Genomic DNA, 20,249 nt, shown 5'->3' on the forward strand with positions numbered 1-20,249 from the left:
GCTCCCCACCTCCCCACCGACTCCGCACCCCCTGCCTCAGAAATCGGGGACCGCCATTTTCCCCACTCCCGCCGCCTGCCCCGGTTCGTTTTAGTCAAGCGGACGCCAGCATGGGATCGCGTGAGTGGTTGGGTTCAGTCACGCTGCCCGGGTGTTCTGAAAGCCCTGCCTCCATCCGTTTTAGTCAACTTTGCTCGGGGGTTCTGGAGGACGAGTGCTGGGGTTCTTGGTTTTGGTTCGGGTGCCTGGAAAGCGTTGACCCCATCCGTTTTAGTCAAGCGAGTGGCCCCGGTTGAAGTTCACTGCCCCCCGGTATTCGATCAGCGGTTGGGGGGCCAGCGCTGGTCTGGAAATGTTTCGGGCAAGCGGGCTCTGGGTTTTGGATCGGCGGTCGCTGGGGAGGTTCGACAGGCTCGGCATAGCGTTTTAGTCAAATCTTTTTCAGGCTCCTGCAACGCCCCACTGCCCCCGTTCTGCGATCCAGGTGCTCGGCCTACGCAGAACGGCTGGGGGGTGTTCCGTGCTTGAGCTGACCCCCTTCTTGGATGCCATTGCCCGAGCCGATGCCCCGCTGGAAGGCAAGGCCAACGGGTGGCAACGCAAGGCTGTTTTGGCCGAGTTCGGCAACGCCTGCGCCTTCTGCTCCGCTCCACTGGACCTGTCCTCTCCCAAGTCTTGGACGGCTACGCCACTGGTCCCCGCGCAACTGGGAGGGCCAGCTTCCGTTGTCGAAAACTGGGTGCCTGCCTGCCGTCCCTGCGCTGCTGCCAAGGGCCTGCGCGATGTCGTGAGCTGGTCGGACTGGCAAGCGTCGGCGGACCCTGACCGGGTGGCCCTGCTGCTGGAGCGTCGGCGCTCTGCGTTGCTCTACGCGGAGAACCATTTCACCCCGTTGAGCCGTCACTCGAAGCGTGAGCGGCTGCTAGCACACCTGTCCGCCCGTTTCGACAAGCCCCGCTTCAGGGTCTATGCCTGGTCGGGTGAGGTAGATGGGGAGAGGGTGGGTTTGGTGGGCTGGAGCACCCGGTCAGGCGATGCCCTGGCACTGAGCGAGGCCCTGCTGGCGTTACGAATGAGGGACGGGGCCGAGGTGCTGGCAGAGGGCCAGGTGACGCTTCTGCGGGTGCCGGCAGACGCGTTCCTGAGGGCCGTGTGGTCGCTGATTGAAGACCACGGGATCGTCGTGCAGCTGGACGTGCCAGGCGGCGGCCCGCTCGATGCAAACGAGTGGAGAGAGTGCTGGCGCCACCGAGTGATGGACCCTGTCAGTAACCACAAGCGCGTTCCGATGGCCGGCGGCCCGTCGCTGCCTCATGCTCCCAAAGTGCTGTCCACCAACCCGGATTCCGTTCGCCGGCTGGCCCAGCTGAAGGCCGCTAAGTGGGCAGACCGGTTGGATGAAGCAGAGCTGGCGTATCGCGAGGCTATGGCCCGGAAGAACAAATACCTGGAGCGGGTGAAGCGCGGCCTGGAGGCCCCGATGCCGCTGGACGAATACCGGGCGTGCAGCGATGAGGTTAGATCTCTACAGACTGTCTGGGCGCGATTGGTAAACGAGAGCACGGGCTAACGCTCGGCGCGAAATGCTGGCCTATGCACCAATGAGGTATTCGTTGCCCTTGATCTTCTGCAGGTAGGCCCACGTCCCAGACAGCGCCAGATTCGAGGGGGTTGTTTGCAAGCGGAAGGCGCGGTCACGGTAGGCATCGCCCGAGTCGCAGTAGGCGGTGATGAAGTCGTAGCCCTCCTTCCCATGGAAGCGGAACCGATCCCCTTCTACACACTTCAGCAAGGCCTCGGGGAAGCATTCCAGCACCTTGCGCCTCCCGAACTTGACGGTCAGCGTCGGCGGCCCGTCCTCGTCAAACACTACCTCGTATGAGCTTGCTTCGATTTTAAGGAGCTCGGACAGGTGATGGATGGTTCCATAGCCGTCGTTCTCCACCTCACCACACATGATCGCCATGCGAGCCACGGCCGGGAAATGCTCCCAGCGCCAGTTCTGAATCCTGTGGGGATAGGGGAACCAACGCTTCTCCAAGCACTCGGGCACTAGCGCGTGAAGTTTCTTAGCGTTGAACCGTGGGCTCCTCGAAACAATGGAGCCGGCTTGGGCGATCAGACCGCGGATCTGCTCCAAGTCGAGGCTCTCCCCTTTCAGCCGCTCGTTTGAGATACCGTGTGCCCTGAAGGCATCTTCCGAAGATGGCGTGGCCACCTCCTGGTAGCCGGTATAAGTGGCAGCAGGATGCGCGTTGCCGTCCTGCCCCTTATCGACCAGCACGCACATGATGTGAATGATCGGGTCGTCTCGCGTTACGCCAGTTGTGTCGCACTCGACCAGGAGCACTGGGAAATCGATCGGCTTGTTCCTTGCCATGGCTACAGCATCCCTGACGCATGAGGCGGAAGTCGGTGCAAGCCCACATCCTACAGCGCGCCGGTCTCCGCCTCACCATTGGCTTGTTGGTAGAACCACCCCGCATAGGGGGAGTTCTTCACCAAGTGCCGGTTCCAATCCCTCTCCCCATCGGTCCACCACACCGGGCCTCGTTCGCCCAATCCTCTTTTAGCGCTGTCCACGGCGCCCCGAGCGGCTGCCAGCGCGTCGGGGTTCGCGGAGGCCTTGGCTGCCTTCACGGCTCGGCGGGCGTCCATGAGGTCGTGGACCAGGCGCTCCCTCTCCGGCTCACTTAGGCCCGGGTTTGTGGTGCGCCAAAGGCGCCCTCGGACGATGAGGTAACGGCCGTCTGGGGTGGTAAGTGGAGTCATGGGGAAGAGCGTATGGGGTGAGCGGTGACGGGGGAGCAGACAAAAGAAAGGCGGCACCCTGGCCGCTCTTGCTTCTATGCCTCCCTAGCCCCCGCCCAATAAAAAGCCCCGGCTTACCGGGGCTCTTCTTAAGCTTCGTGGGCTTGGCTTCGTAGTGTGCCCTCAAAAGCGCACCGGCTGGCGGGCTGCGGAGCTGGCGGCAGGCAAAGCGATATCGAGGCCAATAGCGCGAGTCATTGGCTTGAACGATTCCACCGGATCTTCTTCTTCGTCCTCTGTCGCGAAGAGCACGTTGCCCTTCAGATTGTCACCGACCTCTTCACGCAGAGCAGCCAAGGTTTGGCCGAAGCGGGAGCGAGGTCCCTGATTCCTGGCGTCCACCCTCCAGCGCTCGATCACTTCGAAGCTCTTTTCGTGGCGATGGCCGTTCTTATTCAACTCTTCCATCACTTGATCGAATGAAGTCAAGTCAAAACGAATCGCAGAAAGCATAACAGGATGCCCATACTTCCCACCGCTGGAAGCAGCTTGGGTGATAGCGATAACTTGGCTTCCGTCGGTCGCAAGAGTGTGAATCTTCATAAATATCCTTGTTTGTTTTCAGGTTAGCGGTATTGCCTCCCTACAAATCCAGGTTACGACAGAGCATAAAAATGTAAACCCGAAAGCAACACATTTATTTGACTAAAGTGCAGAACTGACGGGCAACCGCAGAAAACACAAAACCCTGAAACACCTCACGTTTTCAGCCAAGCACCGGGCCCGGCGGAAGCCGCGGCCCGACCTGCCCTTTTCCCACCGCGCTTTTCCGCTTTTGCTTTGAGCCGCTTTTGCCGTTGCCTTCTCTCTCCTAGAGCTCAAAAGAACGCGGCCCGGGGCCGCGCCTGAAAAGCCCCCTCCGGGGAGGTTAGGACATGGGCCGGGGCTTCCGCCCCAGCCACCGCTCAACTCTCCCACATCCCAAAAACCCAGCCACCACCCAAAGGGGCGCCCCCCCCCTTTTCTCCCAGCATCGCCAGACTGCAGGCATAAAAAAGGCGACCCTCAGGCCGCCGCTTCCCCTCCCCCGTTTGTTCCCCGCCTCACCTGCTCTGCTCCAGGCACCGGTCAACCAACTGCCGCATCGCCTCGCCCAGCGAGATCCTAGCAGCTCGTGCGTCTTGGATCAGGCTCTTGGCCACCTCTTCAGAAACTTTGGGATCGGGCAGCACCGCGCCGTAGCGCATCCCATCAGGCCCATGCTGGGCACGGACCCGGGGCCCGAACGGCTGGCGGATGTCGGCATGGGCGGCCACCAGGGCAGCCAATGCACTGCTGGCCGTGAGCCCCTGCTGGCGAGCGAGAGCCCGGAATGCGGCCGCCTTGGCCGGGGCAATGCGAACCGTGGGCAGCCGGCGCGGGGCCGGCTGCTTGGGTCGGATGGCGTAGGGGTTACGAACCACGAGCGATCTCCTGCAAAACGCTATTGCTCCTCTTTTTTAAATCTTCTTTGTGGAGCTTGAGAAGCTCTCGCATATCTAGGACATGCGCATCGCTTTCAATCAGAACGTTGGATGCATCGACGTAGATCAGCTCTTTCTTCGGTCCAGACAACCGGCGCGGGGCCGGTTGCTTGGATTGGATGGCATAGAGCTTAGGCATCTTCATCCTCGCCCTCCTGTCCGTAGGCCCAAACAAAACGCGTTTCATCCACGATGCGCATGTTGCGCCAGCCCAGTTTCTGCTCCAGATCTTCCATGCCGGCTTCGGCTTCGGCGAGTGTCGAGTATTCCGCGTTGTCGATGGGCTCCCAGTTGCTGCTCCAGCTATTGGTGGAGTAATCAGCTTCGATGGTGAAAGTGTTTTTTTGCATGGCGGTTACCTTTTTGGCCTTTTCGGTCAGCGGTATTGCTTTCCTATAAATCCAGGTTACGACAGGCCCGTAGAATGTAAACTCAAAAACAACACATTTATTTGACTAAAGTGTAGAACTGACGGGCAACCGCAGAAAACACAAAAACCCTGAAACGCCTCACACTTCCAGCCAAGCACCGGGCCCGGCGGAAGCCGAGGCCCCACCCGCCTTTCCCCAACACGCTTTTGCTCTAGCCGCTTTTGCCGTCGCTCTTTCCACCCGCCGCCAGCCATAAAAAAGGCGACCGATGGCCGCCTGTCTTTCACTACCACCCCAGGGATGGCGTAGGACCTGCTCATAGCTCTGCCATGATTTCCTTGTGATCCAACGCCTCGGAAACCTCGGCCAGGGTGGCATACCCGCAAAGACTGTCTTGGTATTTCCCGTCCGAAAGCTCCCACCGCGGCATGGCTTCGCAGTTGTTGGCGGCTTCCATTTTGACGTGGAGCCCAGCCTCGGAGAGTCGCAGCCGCAAACGGGCGGCGCGGTTTTCGAGGGTTTGGCGGCGAGGGGTTTTCATGATGAATCCTTGTTTGGTTTTCAGGTCAGCGGTATTGCCTCCCTACAAATCCAGGTTACGACAGGCCCGTAAAATGTAAACTCAAAAACAACACATTTATTTGACTAAAGTGTAGAACTGACGGGCAACCGCAGAAAACACAAAAACCCTGCAACACCTCACACTTACAGCCAAGCACGGGCCCGGCGGAAGCCGAGGCCCCACCCGCCTTTTCTCCACTACGCTTTTGCTTTCAGCCGCTTTTGACGTTGCTTTTCCACTCACCGCCAGCCATAAAAAAGGCGGCCCATGGCCGCCTGTCGTTCACTACCAACCCAGGGCTACCGTTGTTTCCTCGCCCGCCCCACGATGGCTTTCCGAACCTGTTTCCGCACCAGATCCAGGTCGTCGGTCGCCGTGGTCACGACTAGGCGGCGCTTGGTTCTTTTGAGCTCCTGGCAGGCCCAAGACGCCAGCGCGATGATGGCTGTCGTGACGATGGGCTGCTCTTCCCCGGTGACGTCCTGAATCTGCTCCCGGAGCTTGGGCGGCACGGTGACCATCGTTCGCTCCACCCGCGCCCCGTTCTCGTCGCGGTAGTCGAACATGGTGGAGTCGCGTCCCACCTCCAGATGAACCCTCTGGCCGTCCCGGATGTAGGGCCGTTCCTCAGAGTAATCGAAATACGTTCTCCGCCCAGGCGCGTCCCCTGCAGCCACCATCAGCTCTGCCAGCTGCTCTTCGGAAAACTGGTCCAGATCAATGAGCGGCGCATACTCCCGCTGCGGCTTGGCATGAACCACTTTCGCAGCCTTGGACAGGTCTTTGCGAGCTTTGGCAACGGCGTTCTTGGCGGGGGTCTTCTTGGCAGCCATGAGGTCCGGCAGGGGCAGCATTGGGAGCTCCATCATGCATGCCCCCGGCCCGGGTTTGCCAACCTTTTTTGGATAGCCTGACCTACCCGCAAAATATCCTGTCTCGCCTTGTCCACCCCTGAGCCGCGCATGGAAAACACGGTCTCCCCCAGCTCGTAGTAGCTCGCCAACGCCGCCCGCTCGGGAATGACGATGGCACCGGCCAGGCTCGGGTCTTCCAGGCGGCGGCGGTGCTCCGCCCGCTTGAGGTTGACTCGGTTGGCGACCGGCAGGAAGGGCTTGCCCTGACGTCGCAGGGTTTCAATCGTCCGCAAATAGACCACAAACGATCCACCATCGAGCAACGTGGGAACTAGATAGAGGTCCGCGTCCGGCAGCTGGTCTTTCACTGGGGCGCTGGGCGGCAGGTCTTGAATCTCCAGGTCGAAGCCTGGGGATGAGGCACGGCTCACGGTAAACGGGGTCTCCCCGTCGCTCATCGCAGACCAAGCGACCGAACCACATTGAGGGTCACGGTCGTTGACGAGCACACGGGATTGGCCGGCAAACGCGGCGGCGAGGTTGAGCGAAAGCGTGGTGCGCCCCACGCCCCCCTTGAAGCAGCAGACAACGAGACGCATGAGACGGGCTCCTTTTATGGGTAGGTCGTGCAACACACTACGATGCAAACCTAATCCCGCAAGAGCCATGCAGCTAGAGGGGGTTTAGCCGTGCAGACGTCGGAGGTTCAGCGACCCCGGGGCCCGGCGGGAGCCGTGGCCCACCCTGCCGTTGTCTCCACCCCGCTTTTCGGCGGCGAGCAGCCGCCGGCTTTGGCTTCAGGCCACGGCGTTGTGGCACCGCCGGAGGTGGGCATAGGCGGGATGAGGGCGATGAAGCGCGGTGTTGGACCATTCGCCTGCCCGTTGGCGTCGAAACCATGCCTGCATGGCCGGGCAAAGAACGCCCCCACAAACCTCCGCCAGCGTTCGGCCTTCGTCCACCCAGCGCTGCTCCAGCTTCCCCGTGTGCCCCCGTCGCACCACGAACCGCTGCCCGATCCGAACCAACGGATTTGCCCCGGCGTCCATGAGCGCCTCCACCATCGCCGCATAGCGCGCCGCCAAGATCCGGTCCGACTGGATGGCCTTGGAATACATGACGCTCGCGACGGCCAACGCAGTGATGCCGGGATCGCCGGCCACGCCAGCGTCGAGGTCGGGCGTTCCCTTGAGTGTGTGCAGCCACCCATAAAAAGCCAGAGAGTCGTTGGTTTGGATGGCTCGGATGAGGCTTTCGGTCCCGGCGCTCATTGCCCACCTCCCAGAACCCCGATGAGCGCCAAGGCCACCAGTGCGTAGAACGGCACCAGCACGATGCTCCACCACTGCCGGGATGCCTTCTGAGCTTTGCTGCCCTGTCGAACAGGGGCTGACACGCGATAGAAGCGCACCAGGGCGCGCCCGGCGGAGATGGGGTTGGCGACCAGGTCCCGGTAGAACACCGCGGTGCCCAGGAGACCGACAAACAGCAGGGCCATGTTCAAGAGGCTCATGCGAAGCGCTCCTCTTCCTTCTTCCAACGCCGCTCATGGCGGGCGCGGGTGGCCAAGCGCTGGATCCTGCGGTGCTTGTCGGCCAGCTGATTGAGGCCATTGGTGCGGTCCAGGAACCGCGCGGCGGTGTGGAGTTGGAAATGCGCCAAGTCAGTGCTGGCAGGCTCGACGGGATGAATCTTCATGTCGTCACTCTCTTTTTGTGGATAGGTCGGTTTACCCATTAAACCGCTCCTACACACTGATCCAACCACAAGTTCAACCCGTGTCAACCCATTGATTTGAAGCATTTTTGACTAAAAACAGAAACTACTCTCAGGGCTTGCCAGAACGCGGTTCTGTCGCATGTCGACGTGCATGACACGTCACTACTGGCCTCGCCTTCCTGTTAACGCCCCAGGCGTTGGCCTGGTCGAGTGCTGCTCGCACTGGGTTGCCACCGCAATTAGCGCCGCCGCGTTATGGGTCTACCCCCGTGTCGCCATCCGGCTCTACGTGGCGTCGGATGTGGAGAACGTTCGGGATCTGGCCAGCCGTATTGAAGGTTCCCACGGCGTCGCCGGCTCGCTACGCAGCGCCAGCACGATGAACGTTCTCGGGGAGGGGCTCGCTCCCGCCGACTTCCGTCAAACCAGTCTCGTAGTCAGTAGCCTTCCAGGCGATATGTTACGACGCTACAACGTTCAAAAATGCAGTAAGCTCTTGCTCAACCGCCGGATCAGCGCACAGGAAAAACACGGCCTCGTGGTGGTAGGCCTCCGTGAGCGTGGAGTGGATGCTGATTCCTGCGGCTTAGGGGGTTCTCACAAACACGTCGTGCTGGCGCTGCATGCCCGCTTGGTCAGCCTGATCCTGAAGCGCGCGCTTAGCCACCGCCGTCCGCTCAGAGACATGCTCCATTGCAGGGGTTCCGACCCCGCATGCGGTGTAGAAGACCTTGCCCTTGAACGTGGTGCGCCAGACACAAACACTCCCACCATCGCTCAGGGACTGCATGTTAAGAACAAGGCTGCTGATCATCGGAATTCATGGGAAAGGTGGGCCGCAGCTCTCCAAACGACGCCATCCGCTTGGGCGGCTGAGACACGCGGGGAGGGGGCCAGCCCTAGCAGCACCCCCATGGACCGTGGGCGACCTGCCGGCCCAATCGTGGCGGTCATCGTCCAATGGGTGTACCTGTTCCATCACACGTCTCGCGGGATGGGAGCTCCAGCAAGGGAGCGCTCGATCTGTCTGGGGGCCGCCACCGGTATTAAGGCCAGCCCGGGCCTCGTCCACGCTGAACGCAAAGAGGCTTGCGCCTTCGATCGGTGGGCATCACAGTGACACGCATGGCCTTGCATGAGCGAACACAACCACCGCTATGACCGCTCCTCTGGATCACTTCGCAGACCTGTGCATGGCGGCCCAGGGGTTTCGTCCCTCGCAAACGAGGCTGACGGCCTTGTGTGATCAAGACCTGGTTTGCTTCCAGCCGGGCAAGCCAGCCCGGTTTGGACTCACCGAGGTGGGTAAGTCGCAGCTGATGGAGATGTTGAAGGCGTGTTGTAGCGGGGCCGTCGATGAGCCGCTTGCCAAGGTCAAGTCGATGCGACCCAACAGCGTGGAGTTCTCGGCTGGAATGGCTTACTTCGACGAATTCGAATGCAATCTGCGCCTGGGCGTTCGACCTGAAATTCTCCCGAATCGTTTGGCCTTCCTCGCTTGGCTGATCAAAGAGCAGCCTAGCGCGCCCATCGCCCCAAAGTAGGCGCCATCGCCCACAAGCTGCCGACACCTCTCCCGTCCGCTCCTTGCACCACAGCACCATTGCATCGGGTGTCTGACGGAGAGCGCAGGCGTGCCCTCGCAAGCTTGGGCTCGACCAAGCGCCTGCCCACGCCAACCGTGTAACAGTATTGATCTACGATAATTGGCCGCCGCAGTTGTCAACGCTGGCGGTCGCCTCGCTCACGGCCTGCGGCTGTACAGTTCAGACGCAGATGCGTGGTTGTTCGATCAAGGCTTGCAAGCCAGTGGAGGTGGGGCTGAAGTTCATGGGCAGCTTGCCGATAAACCTGTAACAAGGTAAATGAGGCGGGAAGCCCAGCGAAGCGATGGCGCGTTTCAGATCGGGGGTTGCTTTGAGCGTTCGAAAGGATCGGGTTCGCTATGCCTTGACGGTCGTAGGGGCCACGACGGTGTGCCTTCTGGCGATGCTCGCCGTCGCCCAAGCCATTCTCTACGTCCGTGACAAGGAAGGATCGGAGGCAGTGGCAGAAGCCGCGGTGGCACGCTCGGAGGCTATCTCTCTCGCAAGGCGCGTCGCGGCCGAACAAGCGTCTCGCATAGGGCTGCCTCGCTGCTCGGCCGCCGACATTGACTCGCTGAAAGAGATTGCGTTTCGCTCCAGCTATATGAGCGACATCGGTCGCATCCAAGACGGACGCCTTGTCTGCAGCGCCCTTTGGGGGCGCTCGCGCCCCTACAGCCTCCCCGCTCCACGCTTCTCCAGCGGAGGTGTCCGGATTTGGCATGCATCGGATCTCGTTGGCTCCCCCTACACCGGGTCCAATCTGATCGCCCAAGGCGACACGTTCACCGTGTCTTCTCCGTCTGCCTTCGAGAGCTTGGACCCTGCGCGCAGCAGCTCCATCAGCATCGAAACGAAGGACCGATCATTTGCATTCCGGACCTTGTCCCCGACCAGCCGCGTCGGCAACCCCTCTGTCGTCCAAGCTCAGCATTGCAGCCATGTGGCTGACGTCTGCGCCTTCGTCACCAGCCCTAGGCACGTGGTGTCCGAGCTGCCCTCGGCGTTGCTCACCACCATCTTGGCAGCCGGGGCGTCGATGGGGCTGTTGCTGGCGTTCCTGCTGATCAAACACTGAATCACGGCACGGCAAACCATCCAGCAACGGCTGGTGCTTGCGCTGAAGCGCAGCGAGATCGAACTGGCCTACCAGCCCCTGCGTCGGATTGGCACGCGGGAGCTCGTGGGATTTGAAGCGCTCAGCCGCTGGCGCCCGCCGGGAGACGATGAAATCCCGCCGGCCATCTTCGTGCCCATCGCCCACCGCCTCGGCCTGAGTCCTGATCTTTTTCGATACGTCCTGGCCCGTGCCATGAATGACCTCGCCCCCGCTTTGCGGGAGCACAGGAACCTCTACGTGAGCATCAATGCCGAGCCTGTGGACATGGCCCAAGAGTGCATCGTTCGCTACATCAGCAGCGTTACCACCGATTTTGGCGTGCTCCCCGAACAAATTCGCATCGAGATCACCGAACGGGAAGAACTCGTGTCTGCCACCGCCAAGAGCAACATGCAGGCCCTCTCGGTTCTGGGATACCGGTTCTTGATCGACGACTTCGGGACGGGCAGCGCGAATTTCTCCCACCTCGCCCAATCGCCGTTTCGAGGAATCAAGATCGATCGCATGTTCGTGGCCGCTATCAACGAGGACTCCCCCCTGCGGCCCGTGTTGCCAGGGATATATCGCATCGCACGTGAGCTTGGGCTGGATGTCATCGCAGAAGGCGTCGAAACAGAAGAGCAAGATTTGCTGCTCTACCGGATCGCGCCGGACGCCATCGGCCAGGGATGGCATTACGGCCGGCCTCTCTCAACAAAAGACGCTCTGGCCGCCATCCAGGTTGGGTAGCCCTCCCGCGCGGCTGGACCCAAGCCTGTTCACTGGCGCTTGACCTCCGTCCTAGCAAGATGTCCGTGCGTCCGATGGACGCGACAATCGTGAAACTCTCCGCTATGGCGCTGACCCCAGTTGGCGCCGCCGAACCAACGGGGTGACTCCCCCTCGCCCTAGGTGACGCCCCGGCAATTCAGGGCATCGTCGTGATCGGCACCCCTAGCCACTGGCCTTTCTAGGCCAACGTGCGCCGCGCACCAAACCAGTGGTCGAAACCGCCTAGCCGCTGGTCTGGCTTTTTGCTGGTGAACGTACTGGCTGAGCGCTTTCCAACAGCGCCGCTCGGTCCCTTCGCTGTGCCGTGGGCTGTCAGCGTACAGCGCGCCTCTTGGTCATATTTCTGCTGCGGCAATAGAGGGATCGGGCAGCGGTATCTGGCGTGCGGCCTGCGCGGACGACCCCGTAGATGAATTCTTCAGAGTGGCTTCGAGAGGGGCCCCACGTAGACGGAGGCAGACGGCCCTCCCGTGAAGCGCACAAGGAGATCCATCGCCGTTGCATTCATTGCGTCCGCATCGCCCCGCTGAGAGAAGCTGGCCCAGTCTGCCATCGCGATGCTCTGCAGCTGGCCCTCCTTGGCCTCAAACAGCCGCATAGGCCACCGCGGCAGCCGACGTTGCGAGACACGCCCGCGTGCCAACTCGATGAAGTTCAGGTGGCTGCGCGCTTCGGATGCCCTGGCGTAGGCAACGCGAAGGCCATCCGGTGGACCCTCCATGTAGGACAGGAACCGGGCCCCGTCGTACAAGGTCACCCCGGTCACGCCGGCCTGTCTGTTGAACCGCTCCGCGTCGGCCATCAACTCAACCAGCCGCCCAAGGCTAAGGTAGGGGCTGGCCTCACTCACAAAAACCACCGCACGGTTTGGCATGACACGCTCCTAAGATTGCTTCAGACCCAACAACCTGACGGGTCGGGAAGAGCAACAAGTGCTACACAGCAACCTTTGATTTTGCCTTCCAGGCGCCTGTTTCCAGATCCTTCCGCAGCACCCAGTCCTTTGCCGGAATCTTTGCCCCACGGGCGGTCAGGTAGTCCGGCATGAATAGCATGATCTCCCCCCCTTGAATCAGACAGCTGGTCGAGAGGACCACGCCGTCACTGAGCTCGACCAAGCAGGTGGTTCTCTCGCCCAGTTCAGCCTGCTCGCCTGTCAGGGACGCGGTGGCCCCTGGGTAGATGTGGCTGTGAGTAAATTCCAACCGCATGGCATGCCCCTGTCGAATGCCTCAAATTCATGACTCCCCTGCTTCCACTGTGCAACGTGAATCGGGCGGCCTACAGAGGAAATCCGTTACCCATCACTGCGGAACGTCATCGAGACGATTGCCGACCAATGCGGCAAGCCGCTCCATCCCCGTTTCTGGGATGAATTTCCCTCCGAAGCGTTGGGAGAAATTCACCCAGTTAGACCTCATCAGTGCTTTGAGCTCGGCTTCTGAAATCCGCAGGAAGAGCAATGCATGCGCAGGGAACCGCAACTGCTGGATGGATCCCCGCGCCAGCTCAACGATTTCGGTATGCAGGGTGACGGACTCGGTGTAAACGGAGCTCGCAGCCACCGCACTCGCTGTGCCTTCCATATACGTTAAAAACCTGCTGCCGTCGAAGCATACAACTGCACGCGAGCCGCACTTGGCATTGAACTCTCGGCCTGCACGCATGACTTCGGGCAAGCGCTCATCAGCGATGCCATCCACCGCCGCGCTCACGAACACCAGCGCACACTTGGGCATTGAGGGCCACCTCCAACTCCGCACCAGTGAGTCTAAACAGGCCAAGAGTAGATCAGCTGTGTAGAAAACGCAGTCGGGCTCGGACCGAAGGTGCGGTCCTTCTGAACCGTTAAGGATGCGCCATGGTTGGGACCATTCTAAATCAAGCTGGCTGCAAGAGAGTTGACCTAGTTGGCAGCGTCGCCCCGAGGTGCGCGAGGACTGCGGCCTCAACGACCGAAGTGCTGCAGAGAAAAAAGATTCCATCTCGCGGTCCAGCCGACGTCAAAGACCGATGGAGGGTGATCATCGACGCTGATTCATCGCCCACGGACACCTCGTGGAACTTCGACCCGAAAAGCGAACCTGGAGGGCTCTCCGACTTGCTTTCGTGTCCTGCCGTAGCTCCACACCGTACTGCCCAGGCGTCCCGATGCCACTAGCGGTGAAGAGGTACTTTTTCTTGAACGAAGTCAACCAGACCAGAACTGATCCGCCTTGGGCGAGAACGCGCTTGTGAGCCAGCTTGCTGCGTATCATCGGGCTGCTCGTTGTTGACCGGGTTGATCGATTCGTCCCGCCTGTCGCCCGTGGACGACCGACTTGGGAGCTTCCAGCGATGGACGGGTTCAGTATCAGACAGCGGCAGCGGTGAGAGCAACGCCCACGCGCTGCCCACCATTTCGGCCGTCCAGGTAGGCGCGCTCACAGCACCACAACATGCCGTTCTCCGGGCGAAACAACCCGAGCAGGCTGCGCAGGGCCTAATCCTTTAACTGCCTCGCCAGGCTCAGCTTGAGCACCGAGGCGCTCATGGCTCCGCCGATTCAGTTCCGCGGTGCACGCGAGACAGACGCCATCCACCGTGCGACTTGAAGTAGCCCGTGTCGCCAGTCAACGAATAGCGAAATCCGGCCCAAATCGATGTCGGCACGGAGCTGTGCCAAGTGCGAGCCTTTTGGTAGGCGTAGCGAAACGAACGCATCATTTCGCTTCTCCGCGGCGCAGCCATTGCCGACACGACGGCGCTTTGAAAAGCGCGATTGCGAGTTGGAGCAACCCCAACGCAGCTGCGGCAGCCAAGATCACAAGAGCAAGAGACAAAAGGAGGTCCATGGCGGGGGTCCTGCAGGCCCGTGGGGTGGCAGCACCTCTGAGCGCCCGGGCCATTGGCGCTCAGCAGTCCCCTGTCCGCTACAAGTGAAGATCGCCACAACCGCGTGATATGGGCGTGAAAGCCAGCCGCGTCATTTGTTGCCGTTGCAATCGCCCACTTCTGACCTCCTACTAGTGCTTGGAACCGGGAAATCGAGTTGATTGAACAGTCTAGGCAATGCACCCGTCTTCATCAGTGATCCTGTTCATATTCGGTCAGAAACATCTCACACTGCTCGCTCCGCTTCCGACAGCGCTCTCTCTTCGCGTTGACTGTTCAATGCAATCTTCGACCGACTTTGTAATCCACCAAGTCGATCCCACACTGCTGAGCAAGGGGGCGAGGGCTGGATCTGCAGCTATCCTGATGACCTGCCAAGCGTGCCGAGCTAGGTCCACCGTCACCATCGGTGGCGGACTGCAGACGGATAACGCGGGTGTCTGGGTCACTTGTCCGGGATGCAACGCGAATGCCATGCTGGGTCTGGAGGAGATTTGGCGCCTTTGGAGCAGTGACGCCGGGATCGCCTTTGCAGCGGCATTTGACGCGTCGATCAAAGCGCCAGTCAGCGTGATGCCGGAGGGAGATCGTCGAAGAGGCCCTGACCTATCGCCTAGCGGTTGCTGCAATGGCTGCAGCTGAGCACGGCGCCACCGGAGATCGATGTCAGCCCAATGGGCTCGCTTGAAACGAAATCACTGTCGCACATGTGGCAACGGGCGTGGACTTTCAGCGCTTTGGACACCGCCTGCGGACCCGCGCTCACGCGCTCGACCCAGACCAAGCGAAACCGTCCAGTCTCACCAGCCGCACCACAGCTTTCATTCGCGTCCCGCTCGCACATTCAAGTTACCAACCGTGGCGTATGGCTTAGCATCAGACGGCGAGGGAGAAGGCAGCGTGCTGCGCTGCTGAGCCTCACGTGAAGCCGATTTAGTCAGGTGCGCGATGAACTGGATCGGCCAAGCGCGGCGAACCACCAGGGAGTATCGTGTTCAATCCACTTCAAACGAGCCCATCCATGCTGCGAGCCGTTGCCTACCGAAGCGTTGCCGACCCGGGAATTGATTCCACCCGCCTCGATCAGATCGTGCGCGGTGCACAACGCTTCAACCGGCTAGGCGGCGTGACAGGAGCGATGCTCTTCGATGGAGCCCGCTTTCTCCAATACGTGGAGGGACCAAACGATGGCATAGAAGGCGCCATTGGACGCATCAGGGCCAGCGATGACCACACCAACCTCCATGTGCTTGGGAATCGCTGATCGAAACCCGGCGCTTCCCGGCTTGGGACATGTGCTGCTTTATGCAGCCCAACACTGTGCTGGATCGGCTGTTCGTCGCCCCGTGGGGAAGTTTGGACCGCTCGCTGGATCACGCCGGCAACCCGGTCGGTGGCTTGTTGCTTCTGCGCCAGATCTTGGCGTAAGGCCGCAGCCCAAGGGGAGGCAGCCCCTGCTTCCCACGCGCGCCAGAGATCCACTCACGGCGGTTAGCCACACGCGGTTGCGAGAACCGCAGTTTCAGAACAACGCTGGTGCGCTATCAACTTGCCGTAGTCGAATCGTGGGCGATCTTGTGAGACAGGTCTGCGATGTGCCGTTCGACGGCGGCCAAGGCTAGCTGCATCGCGTCGCCCTTATTGCGGATCACACCCCTCTCCCGCACCTTGACGTCCACACCGTCTACCGTCGCCAAGTAGTGGAAGACTTCATCGGTCGGACTGGTGATGGTGACAACGTAGGTATGCCCACCCATCGTGTCTCGCATGGTGTGGCGGAAACCCTCTGTCTTCATGACCGGTTTGCAATGGTAGGCTGGGATCAATCTTACGCGGATGAGCGAGGCTAGAGGGCGATAAATGACCTCTCGGCCGGATCTGCTTTGGCTGCTGAGGTCTCGGGTAAGCAGGAGTTCGCTTCCCCTCCGTCCCTTCGCAGTTCCCGTAGCAGTCGTTGCCTATGATGACAATCCGGCCGCCGTCACCGCCGCCGCCTTGAGAAGGCGGGGGTCATCGAACACCGCGACTCCCAAGAGACCAACAAAGAGCAGGGCGAGGTTCAAAAGGCTTATGCGAACCGCTCCTCTTCCTTCTTCCACGCCGCTCATAACGGGCGCGCGTGGCCAAGCGCTGGATCCGGCGATGCTTGTTGGCCAGCTGATTCAAGCCGTTGGTGCAATCCAGAAACTGCGTGGCGGTGTGGATCTGGAAATGCGCCAGGTCGGTGCTGGCAGGCTCGACGGGATGAATCTTCATGTCTTCACTCTCTTTTTGTGGATAGGTCGGCTTACCCATTAAACCGCTCCTACACCACGATCGAACCACTCCCCAGATCCCTGTCAACCCATTGATTTGAAAGATTTTTGACTAAAAATGAAAACTGTCGCCAGGGCTTGTCAAAACGCGGTGGTGTCGCATGCTGAAGTGCATGACATCGCATGCGCGCCCTCGCCGCCGTTCTTCCGCCCCAGGCTTTGGCTTGGTCGAGTTGCTGCTCGCATTGGGGGTTGCCACCGCAATGGGGGCCGCCGCGTTCTGGGTCTACCCCCGCGTCACCACTCGGGTCAACCTGGCGTCGGACGTCGAGAACGTTCGGGACCTGGCCAGCCGCGTTGATCGGTCCCATGGCATCGTCGGCTCGTTCCGCGGCGTCAGCACGTTGAACGTGCTTGAAGATGGGCTGGCCCCCACAGACTTCCGCCAAGGCAGCGCAGCGACCATGAGCAACGCATGGGGCGGCGCGGTGACCGTGGCCCCGGCCACGGTGCGCCTGGCAGGAGATGCCTTCACCGTGGGGCTGTCTGGGCTTCCTGCGCGGGCCTGCGTGCCGTTCGTCTCCGCCATCGCAGGCGACGCGAACGTGCGGGACGTGATCGTGGGCAACACCAGTGTTTTGTTGGGCAACGGCGGAACCCTAGACATCCCCGGCTTGGGATTGGCGTGCGGGGCCGATGGGGCCGTGGTCGATGTCGTTTATTACTCAGGCCTTGTGGCCGGCTCGTCGGTGGCCGTGGTGCCCACGCTTCCCCTGCCCTCCACGCCCGCCGTCCCTGGCCCTTCAACGCCGACACCGGCTGGCCCCGTATCCACCGCTCCCAGCGTGCCCGATGCAGTGCCGGGCGTTCCTGGGAGCGTGTCGCCAAGCCCTGGGGTTGCTCCTTCCCCGGCGGTTCCGCCGCTTCCTGTTGCGCCCAGCGTTCCGGTGCCTCAGCCGCTCCCAACGCCGGTCCCCACCCCGGCTCCGCCGGCCTTGGTGCCGTGCCGGCAATCGGAAAGCTCGGCGGCCCGGGCGAGCTGTCCGGCGGGCACGTGGGGCACAGAGACGGTGCGCACGCGCCAGGTCTGCGCTCCCGGCGACGTGGATCCAAACTCAGACGCCGCGTGGAAGCATCCCGAGGCGTGGGTTCAAGCCCAGACGGTGGCGGCCGTGACGACGAGGGATTGCCAGGCCTGCCCTGGAAGCTCCCAGGAGGAACGCGATCAATGGCTGCCCACTTCTCAACCCTGCCCGTCGGGCCAAGCTGGGACGCACACCTGGGAGCGCCAGCAGGTGCGGTCTCGAGACGTGTTCACCCATTGCCCGTTTGGCACCACCGCCCTGCCCAGCCCGACTTACGGGGGCTGGTCCAACTGGGTGGATACAGGTGCGCGTCGCAACGAGGTCAACACATGCAAGCCCACGGCTGCTCGCTGCAGCGATGGCAGCTTGCAGGTTGTGGCGTGGCACTCCGCCGATGGGCAGGACGTTCCGCCCACCTCGGGTTCGAGTGGCATTTCTTACTGGTATCCGGATGCGGTGGTGCGCCTGACGCCAGCGGAGAAAGCAAAGCTGGACTGGGCCATCGCCAACGTGCCCATCCACCGGGTGGAGACGCCCGCACCGATGCCCGGCAACTGGCCCGCCAACGTGAGCGAGTCGGCGTTCTACGAAGAGCAATGCAACGCGCTTTCGGACGCCGGGAACATCCGCTACGCCTATTCCTACGACTTCGAATGCGTCTCCAACATGGGCATGCATTACTGCGACTACAACTGGACCAGCGGCGGCACCTCTTTGGCCGTGTGCCGGCAAGCGTGCGCGTCCGACCTAGTGGGCAAGAGCAACAATCCCTATCGCTGGGAGTGGCCCGAGTCGTCCGTGGTGGCTTCGACGCCCTACACGACCTGCACGGGCCAGCCCGGATGCACGCCCAACGGTGGGTTTGGCACCCAGCAAGGCCTGCCGGCGTGCAACGAGCACAACGTGGGCCAGACCTTGGCGTTCAACTGGTATCGCCAGTTCTACAACCCGGTGCGGGTGGACTATCAAGAGATTACGTTGACGTGCCGGGGGCCAACCTGACATCGAGCTAGAGCCCGAGAACAGGTGATTTGCCCTTAGAAGGGATTCACCACTGGTTTCTCGGGCTTGGCAATACCAATCGTCAAACTCTTAACCTTGATCGCACCAATCGCATAGCGCAGGTTGGAAGGACACATGTCCATCACCACATCCGACAGCGAAGCTGTGACCGCTTCTGCATTTGGGCGATCCTGCTTCCACTCGTAGCGAATCGCTCCCGAAGAAACCTTGAAGTTCTGCCCGCCCTTGTAGACGCACTGCTCTTCTTTCATGGAGTTGTCCACCTTGGGCTCACCATACTTGCTGGTGATCAACGACTTGACGCTATCCACGATCCGATTGGAATCACCCAGATCAATATTTATCGATTGCAACTGCCCTGCGACGAACGTAAGAACCGCCTCTTGAGGCTGGTCACTCAAAGGACTGACGATCTTCGTATTAAACTTATCCTCGCCCGACACTGGACTTGAATGTTTGTATTCGTAAGGCTCCAGAGGAGCGGCAAGGTAAACCCCGTCAGTGGGCGAAAGGCCCTCAACGGCGCTGCGCGACACTCCAACCTCAAGCTTTCCAATACCTATAGGCCCCTTGGCAAAACATGCAATAGGCACTAGAGCCAATGCTGAGACTACGATTCGGATAACCTTCATGACTCCCCCTGATTGAGTTTCCGCACGCTTACCTAAGCGCGTTGCAAATGACATTAGGCGGCACCAGCTGGTCTTCCTGACCCAATGAACGGCGCGGTCGTAAGTCCGGCGTGGTGCTGCTTAGGTAGGCGAATATATCATTCAGACTAGGCGGCCAGTTGCAGAGAGCATCATCTGGGGAGGGCCGTTCTATCCCACGCCCGCTTGACCCACCCGAACACTACGGCCAGCACGCCGATCAACAGCACGCCCCAGAGCCAAACCAAGTAAAACGCTGCGGTAGCGATCTCCCCAAACTGGGGATGCTCCGCATACTTGAACCCCAGAACGGCGGCCGCCACCACCGTCACCACGCCCAATCCGCCCCCGAGCAGCGCCCCTTTCAGGAAGCCGTGCTTCCGAAAATACGGCATCCGCCCCGTGCGGACGTGCCAGTCCCAGAGCTGCTGAGCCCGGATGTGGAGCGCCAGGCAAAACGCCAAGAACGCGAAGACGAGCGCACCGGGCACACAACAGACCAGGCCAATGAAGAAGTCGCGCTTCATCACCTCCAGGCCGGCCGCCAGCCCAACCAGGCCCAACGGGCCCAAGATGACGCTAGGGAGGATCAGCGCGGATGGGCCCGGCGGCGCATACACAACTTGCTGCGGCGGATAGCGGTTCATATGGTCCTCCCCTGTTGGATGGCTGCACGCTTGATCGGGACCGGCGTGCAGTCAAGCGGCGGACTGCGGCCCGTTTAGCCCGCAGACGTCCCTTCGTCGGTCACTTCGACCACTTGCCAGCCCTCGCCCTGCGGGCGGAACAGTGCACGCAGCTTCGGCTTGAGGGTGCTTGGCTCGGGCTTGGTGGGCTGGCCACCGATGGACCCCTGCGCTTTTACCGACCCGCCCACCATGCATTCTTGATCCCCATTGGGCTTCTTCTCGCAGTCGAGATCCAAGCCGCCCGCGTCGGTGACTTCAAACCGCCAAGAGCGCTGGAGGGTTGCCTGCCTCCCCTGCTCGGTGAAAAAGCCTTCCACGACCTTCACCCCGTCCTCCTTTGAGGGGCCCTTGTCACCAGAGCAGGCGGTCAGGGTCAAAAGTGCCGCTGCTGCGGCCACGATCAGTGCGTGCTTCAT

Annotated in this window: 27 protein-coding genes; 6 read left to right on the plus strand and 21 right to left on the minus strand. The window is 61.2% G+C overall.

Annotated features, from left to right (window positions below; all coding sequences use genetic code 11):
• Nucleotides 1–520 precede the first annotated feature (520 nt).
• Complete coding sequence (locus tag ARC63_RS23390; RefSeq protein ID WP_049452739.1) at nt 521–1,570, plus strand: hypothetical protein; 1,050 nt, start codon at nt 521–523, stop codon at nt 1,568–1,570.
• Between the two features lie 21 nt (nt 1,571–1,591).
• Here ARC63_RS23390 and ARC63_RS02630 read toward each other — a convergent pair whose 3' ends face one another.
• The 13 genes from ARC63_RS02630 to ARC63_RS02690 all read right to left on the minus strand — a co-directional run bounded on the left by ARC63_RS02630 (nt 1,592) and on the right by ARC63_RS02690 (nt 8,594).
• Nucleotides 1,592–2,380 carry a hypothetical protein gene (locus tag ARC63_RS02630; RefSeq protein WP_049452737.1) on the minus strand — a complete coding sequence of 263 codons (789 nt, stop codon included), beginning with the start codon at nt 2,378–2,380 and terminating at the stop codon, nt 1,592–1,594.
• A 50-nt stretch (nt 2,381–2,430) separates the two neighbouring features.
• Complete coding sequence (locus ARC63_RS23485) at nt 2,431–2,772, minus strand: hypothetical protein (RefSeq protein ID WP_049452735.1); 342 nt, start codon at nt 2,770–2,772, stop codon at nt 2,431–2,433.
• Between the two features lie 162 nt (nt 2,773–2,934).
• Nucleotides 2,935–3,354 carry a hypothetical protein gene (locus ARC63_RS02640; RefSeq protein WP_049452734.1) on the minus strand — a complete coding sequence of 140 codons (420 nt, stop codon included), beginning with the start codon at nt 3,352–3,354 and terminating at the stop codon, nt 2,935–2,937.
• A 500-nt stretch (nt 3,355–3,854) separates the two neighbouring features.
• Nucleotides 3,855–4,214, minus strand: a complete 360-nt coding sequence (locus ARC63_RS02645; protein WP_049452731.1) for a hypothetical protein — start codon at nt 4,212–4,214, stop codon at nt 3,855–3,857.
• The gene (locus ARC63_RS02650; RefSeq protein WP_024957697.1) at nt 4,204–4,419 is read right to left on the minus strand and encodes a hypothetical protein; all 216 of its coding nucleotides are present in this window, start codon (nt 4,417–4,419) and stop codon (nt 4,204–4,206) included. The genes ARC63_RS02645 and ARC63_RS02650 overlap by 11 nt, the downstream gene beginning before the upstream one ends.
• Complete coding sequence (locus tag ARC63_RS02655) at nt 4,406–4,624, minus strand: hypothetical protein (protein WP_024957698.1); 219 nt, start codon at nt 4,622–4,624, stop codon at nt 4,406–4,408. Before ARC63_RS02655 ends, ARC63_RS02650 begins: the two co-directional genes overlap by 14 nt.
• 337 nt (nt 4,625–4,961) lie before the next feature.
• Nucleotides 4,962–5,186, minus strand: coding sequence for a hypothetical protein (locus ARC63_RS02660; protein ID WP_049453705.1), 225 nt, complete (start codon nt 5,184–5,186; stop codon nt 4,962–4,964).
• 320 nt (nt 5,187–5,506) lie between these two features.
• Nucleotides 5,507–6,061: a hypothetical protein gene (locus ARC63_RS02665; RefSeq protein WP_049452616.1), complete on the minus strand. Its 555-nt coding sequence runs from the start codon at nt 6,059–6,061 to the stop codon at nt 5,507–5,509.
• Nucleotides 6,062–6,072: 11 nt separating this feature from the next.
• Nucleotides 6,073–6,660 (minus strand): ParA family protein, encoded by a 588-nt coding sequence (locus tag ARC63_RS02670; RefSeq protein WP_049452615.1) that lies wholly within the window; start codon nt 6,658–6,660, stop codon nt 6,073–6,075.
• A gap of 198 nt (nt 6,661–6,858) precedes the next feature.
• On the minus strand, nt 6,859–7,332 hold the full coding sequence (locus ARC63_RS02675) for a hypothetical protein (protein ID WP_049452614.1): 474 nt from the start codon (nt 7,330–7,332) through the stop codon (nt 6,859–6,861).
• Complete coding sequence (locus tag ARC63_RS02680; RefSeq protein ID WP_049452613.1) at nt 7,329–7,574, minus strand: hypothetical protein; 246 nt, start codon at nt 7,572–7,574, stop codon at nt 7,329–7,331. The genes ARC63_RS02675 and ARC63_RS02680 overlap by 4 nt, the downstream gene beginning before the upstream one ends.
• Nucleotides 7,571–7,798 carry a hypothetical protein gene (locus tag ARC63_RS02685; protein WP_139042364.1) on the minus strand — a complete coding sequence of 76 codons (228 nt, stop codon included), beginning with the start codon at nt 7,796–7,798 and terminating at the stop codon, nt 7,571–7,573. The genes ARC63_RS02680 and ARC63_RS02685 overlap by 4 nt, the downstream gene beginning before the upstream one ends.
• 568 nt (nt 7,799–8,366) lie before the next feature.
• Nucleotides 8,367–8,594, minus strand: coding sequence for a hypothetical protein (locus ARC63_RS02690; protein WP_049452612.1), 228 nt, complete (start codon nt 8,592–8,594; stop codon nt 8,367–8,369).
• A 343-nt stretch (nt 8,595–8,937) separates the two neighbouring features.
• Between ARC63_RS02690 and ARC63_RS02695 the strand changes: the two genes are divergently transcribed.
• The 3 genes from ARC63_RS02695 (at nt 8,938) to ARC63_RS23550 (ending at nt 11,215) form a co-directional block, all read left to right on the plus strand.
• Nucleotides 8,938–9,324, plus strand: coding sequence for a hypothetical protein (locus ARC63_RS02695; protein WP_049452611.1), 387 nt, complete (start codon nt 8,938–8,940; stop codon nt 9,322–9,324).
• Between the two features lie 445 nt (nt 9,325–9,769).
• Complete coding sequence (locus tag ARC63_RS23545; RefSeq protein WP_231298561.1) at nt 9,770–10,444, plus strand: CSS-motif domain-containing protein; 675 nt, start codon at nt 9,770–9,772, stop codon at nt 10,442–10,444.
• A 33-nt stretch (nt 10,445–10,477) separates the two neighbouring features.
• A complete protein-coding gene (locus ARC63_RS23550; RefSeq protein WP_231298562.1) occupies nt 10,478–11,215 on the plus strand; it encodes an EAL domain-containing protein in 738 nt (245 codons plus the stop codon).
• 460 nt (nt 11,216–11,675) lie between these two features.
• On the opposite strand, the gene ARC63_RS02705 is transcribed toward ARC63_RS23550, so the two are convergent.
• The 3 genes from ARC63_RS02705 to ARC63_RS02715 form a co-directional block, all read right to left on the minus strand.
• Nucleotides 11,676–12,131 carry a BLUF domain-containing protein gene (locus ARC63_RS02705; RefSeq protein WP_049452610.1) on the minus strand — a complete coding sequence of 152 codons (456 nt, stop codon included), beginning with the start codon at nt 12,129–12,131 and terminating at the stop codon, nt 11,676–11,678.
• A 61-nt stretch (nt 12,132–12,192) separates the two neighbouring features.
• A complete protein-coding gene (locus tag ARC63_RS02710) occupies nt 12,193–12,468 on the minus strand; it encodes a hypothetical protein (RefSeq protein ID WP_049452609.1) in 276 nt (91 codons plus the stop codon).
• Nucleotides 12,469–12,561: 93 nt separating this feature from the next.
• Nucleotides 12,562–12,996: a BLUF domain-containing protein gene (locus ARC63_RS02715; RefSeq protein ID WP_049452608.1), complete on the minus strand. Its 435-nt coding sequence runs from the start codon at nt 12,994–12,996 to the stop codon at nt 12,562–12,564.
• Between the two features lie 2,156 nt (nt 12,997–15,152).
• On the opposite strand from ARC63_RS02715, the gene ARC63_RS22620 reads away from it, so the two are divergent.
• A complete protein-coding gene (locus tag ARC63_RS22620; RefSeq protein ID WP_080353422.1) occupies nt 15,153–15,395 on the plus strand; it encodes a BLUF domain-containing protein in 243 nt (80 codons plus the stop codon).
• Between the two features lie 280 nt (nt 15,396–15,675).
• Here ARC63_RS22620 and ARC63_RS02720 read toward each other — a convergent pair whose 3' ends face one another.
• Nucleotides 15,676–15,927 carry a hypothetical protein gene (locus ARC63_RS02720; RefSeq protein ID WP_049452607.1) on the minus strand — a complete coding sequence of 84 codons (252 nt, stop codon included), beginning with the start codon at nt 15,925–15,927 and terminating at the stop codon, nt 15,676–15,678.
• Between the two features lie 214 nt (nt 15,928–16,141).
• Nucleotides 16,142–16,426: a hypothetical protein gene (locus tag ARC63_RS23080; protein WP_139042365.1), complete on the minus strand. Its 285-nt coding sequence runs from the start codon at nt 16,424–16,426 to the stop codon at nt 16,142–16,144.
• A gap of 184 nt (nt 16,427–16,610) precedes the next feature.
• Between ARC63_RS23080 and ARC63_RS02725 the strand changes: the two genes are divergently transcribed.
• Complete coding sequence (locus ARC63_RS02725) at nt 16,611–18,473, plus strand: type 4 pilus major pilin (protein ID WP_057502457.1); 1,863 nt, start codon at nt 16,611–16,613, stop codon at nt 18,471–18,473.
• Nucleotides 18,474–18,508: 35 nt separating this feature from the next.
• Here the strand turns inward: ARC63_RS02725 and ARC63_RS02730 are convergent, their stop codons facing one another.
• The 3 genes from ARC63_RS02730 to ARC63_RS02740 form a co-directional block, all read right to left on the minus strand.
• Nucleotides 18,509–19,126 (minus strand): hypothetical protein, encoded by a 618-nt coding sequence (locus ARC63_RS02730; protein WP_139042366.1) that lies wholly within the window; start codon nt 19,124–19,126, stop codon nt 18,509–18,511.
• 170 nt (nt 19,127–19,296) lie between these two features.
• Entirely contained in the window at nt 19,297–19,791 is a 495-nt protein-coding gene (locus ARC63_RS02735) for a hypothetical protein (RefSeq protein ID WP_224119381.1), read from the minus strand.
• 74 nt (nt 19,792–19,865) lie between these two features.
• Nucleotides 19,866–20,249, minus strand: a complete 384-nt coding sequence (locus tag ARC63_RS02740; protein ID WP_046433505.1) for a hypothetical protein — start codon at nt 20,247–20,249, stop codon at nt 19,866–19,868.

Source organism: Stenotrophomonas geniculata ATCC 19374 = JCM 13324 (assembly GCF_001431625.1).
GTDB classification, from domain to species: domain Bacteria; phylum Pseudomonadota; class Gammaproteobacteria; order Xanthomonadales; family Xanthomonadaceae; genus Stenotrophomonas; species Stenotrophomonas geniculata.

Coding starts and splice junctions, on each gene's coding strand:
- ARC63_RS02630 (WP_049452737.1), bottom strand. CDS start 2,380: ATGGCAAGGAACAAGCCGATCGATTTCCCAGTGCTCCTGGTCGAGTGC.
- ARC63_RS23485 (WP_049452735.1), bottom strand. CDS start 2,772: ATGACTCCACTTACCACCCCAGACGGCCGTTACCTCATCGTCCGAGGG.
- ARC63_RS02640 (WP_049452734.1), bottom strand. CDS start 3,354: ATGAAGATTCACACTCTTGCGACCGACGGAAGCCAAGTTATCGCTATC.
- ARC63_RS02650 (WP_024957697.1), bottom strand. CDS start 4,419: ATGAAGATGCCTAAGCTCTATGCCATCCAATCCAAGCAACCGGCCCCG.
- ARC63_RS02655 (WP_024957698.1), bottom strand. CDS start 4,624: ATGCAAAAAAACACTTTCACCATCGAAGCTGATTACTCCACCAATAGC.
- ARC63_RS02660 (WP_049453705.1), bottom strand. CDS start 5,186: ATGAAAACCCCTCGCCGCCAAACCCTCGAAAACCGCGCCGCCCGTTTG.
- ARC63_RS02665 (WP_049452616.1), bottom strand. CDS start 6,061: ATGCTGCCCCTGCCGGACCTCATGGCTGCCAAGAAGACCCCCGCCAAG.
- ARC63_RS02670 (WP_049452615.1), bottom strand. CDS start 6,660: ATGCGTCTCGTTGTCTGCTGCTTCAAGGGGGGCGTGGGGCGCACCACG.
- ARC63_RS02675 (WP_049452614.1), bottom strand. CDS start 7,332: ATGAGCGCCGGGACCGAAAGCCTCATCCGAGCCATCCAAACCAACGAC.
- ARC63_RS02680 (WP_049452613.1), bottom strand. CDS start 7,574: ATGAGCCTCTTGAACATGGCCCTGCTGTTTGTCGGTCTCCTGGGCACC.
- ARC63_RS02685 (WP_139042364.1), bottom strand. CDS start 7,798: ATGGGTAAACCGACCTATCCACAAAAAGAGAGTGACGACATGAAGATT.
- ARC63_RS02690 (WP_049452612.1), bottom strand. CDS start 8,594: ATGATCAGCAGCCTTGTTCTTAACATGCAGTCCCTGAGCGATGGTGGG.
- ARC63_RS02695 (WP_049452611.1), top strand. CDS start 8,938: ATGACCGCTCCTCTGGATCACTTCGCAGACCTGTGCATGGCGGCCCAG.
- ARC63_RS23545 (WP_231298561.1), top strand. CDS start 9,770: ATGCTCGCCGTCGCCCAAGCCATTCTCTACGTCCGTGACAAGGAAGGA.
- ARC63_RS02705 (WP_049452610.1), bottom strand. CDS start 12,131: ATGCCAAACCGTGCGGTGGTTTTTGTGAGTGAGGCCAGCCCCTACCTT.
- ARC63_RS02710 (WP_049452609.1), bottom strand. CDS start 12,468: ATGCGGTTGGAATTTACTCACAGCCACATCTACCCAGGGGCCACCGCG.
- ARC63_RS02715 (WP_049452608.1), bottom strand. CDS start 12,996: ATGCCCAAGTGTGCGCTGGTGTTCGTGAGCGCGGCGGTGGATGGCATC.
- ARC63_RS22620 (WP_080353422.1), top strand. CDS start 15,153: ATGCTGCGAGCCGTTGCCTACCGAAGCGTTGCCGACCCGGGAATTGAT.
- ARC63_RS02720 (WP_049452607.1), bottom strand. CDS start 15,927: ATGAAGACAGAGGGTTTCCGCCACACCATGCGAGACACGATGGGTGGG.
- ARC63_RS23080 (WP_139042365.1), bottom strand. CDS start 16,426: ATGGGTAAGCCGACCTATCCACAAAAAGAGAGTGAAGACATGAAGATT.
- ARC63_RS02730 (WP_139042366.1), bottom strand. CDS start 19,126: ATGAAGGTTATCCGAATCGTAGTCTCAGCATTGGCTCTAGTGCCTATT.
- ARC63_RS02735 (WP_224119381.1), bottom strand. CDS start 19,791: ATGAACCGCTATCCGCCGCAGCAAGTTGTGTATGCGCCGCCGGGCCCA.
- ARC63_RS02740 (WP_046433505.1), bottom strand. CDS start 20,249: ATGAAGCACGCACTGATCGTGGCCGCAGCAGCGGCACTTTTGACCCTG.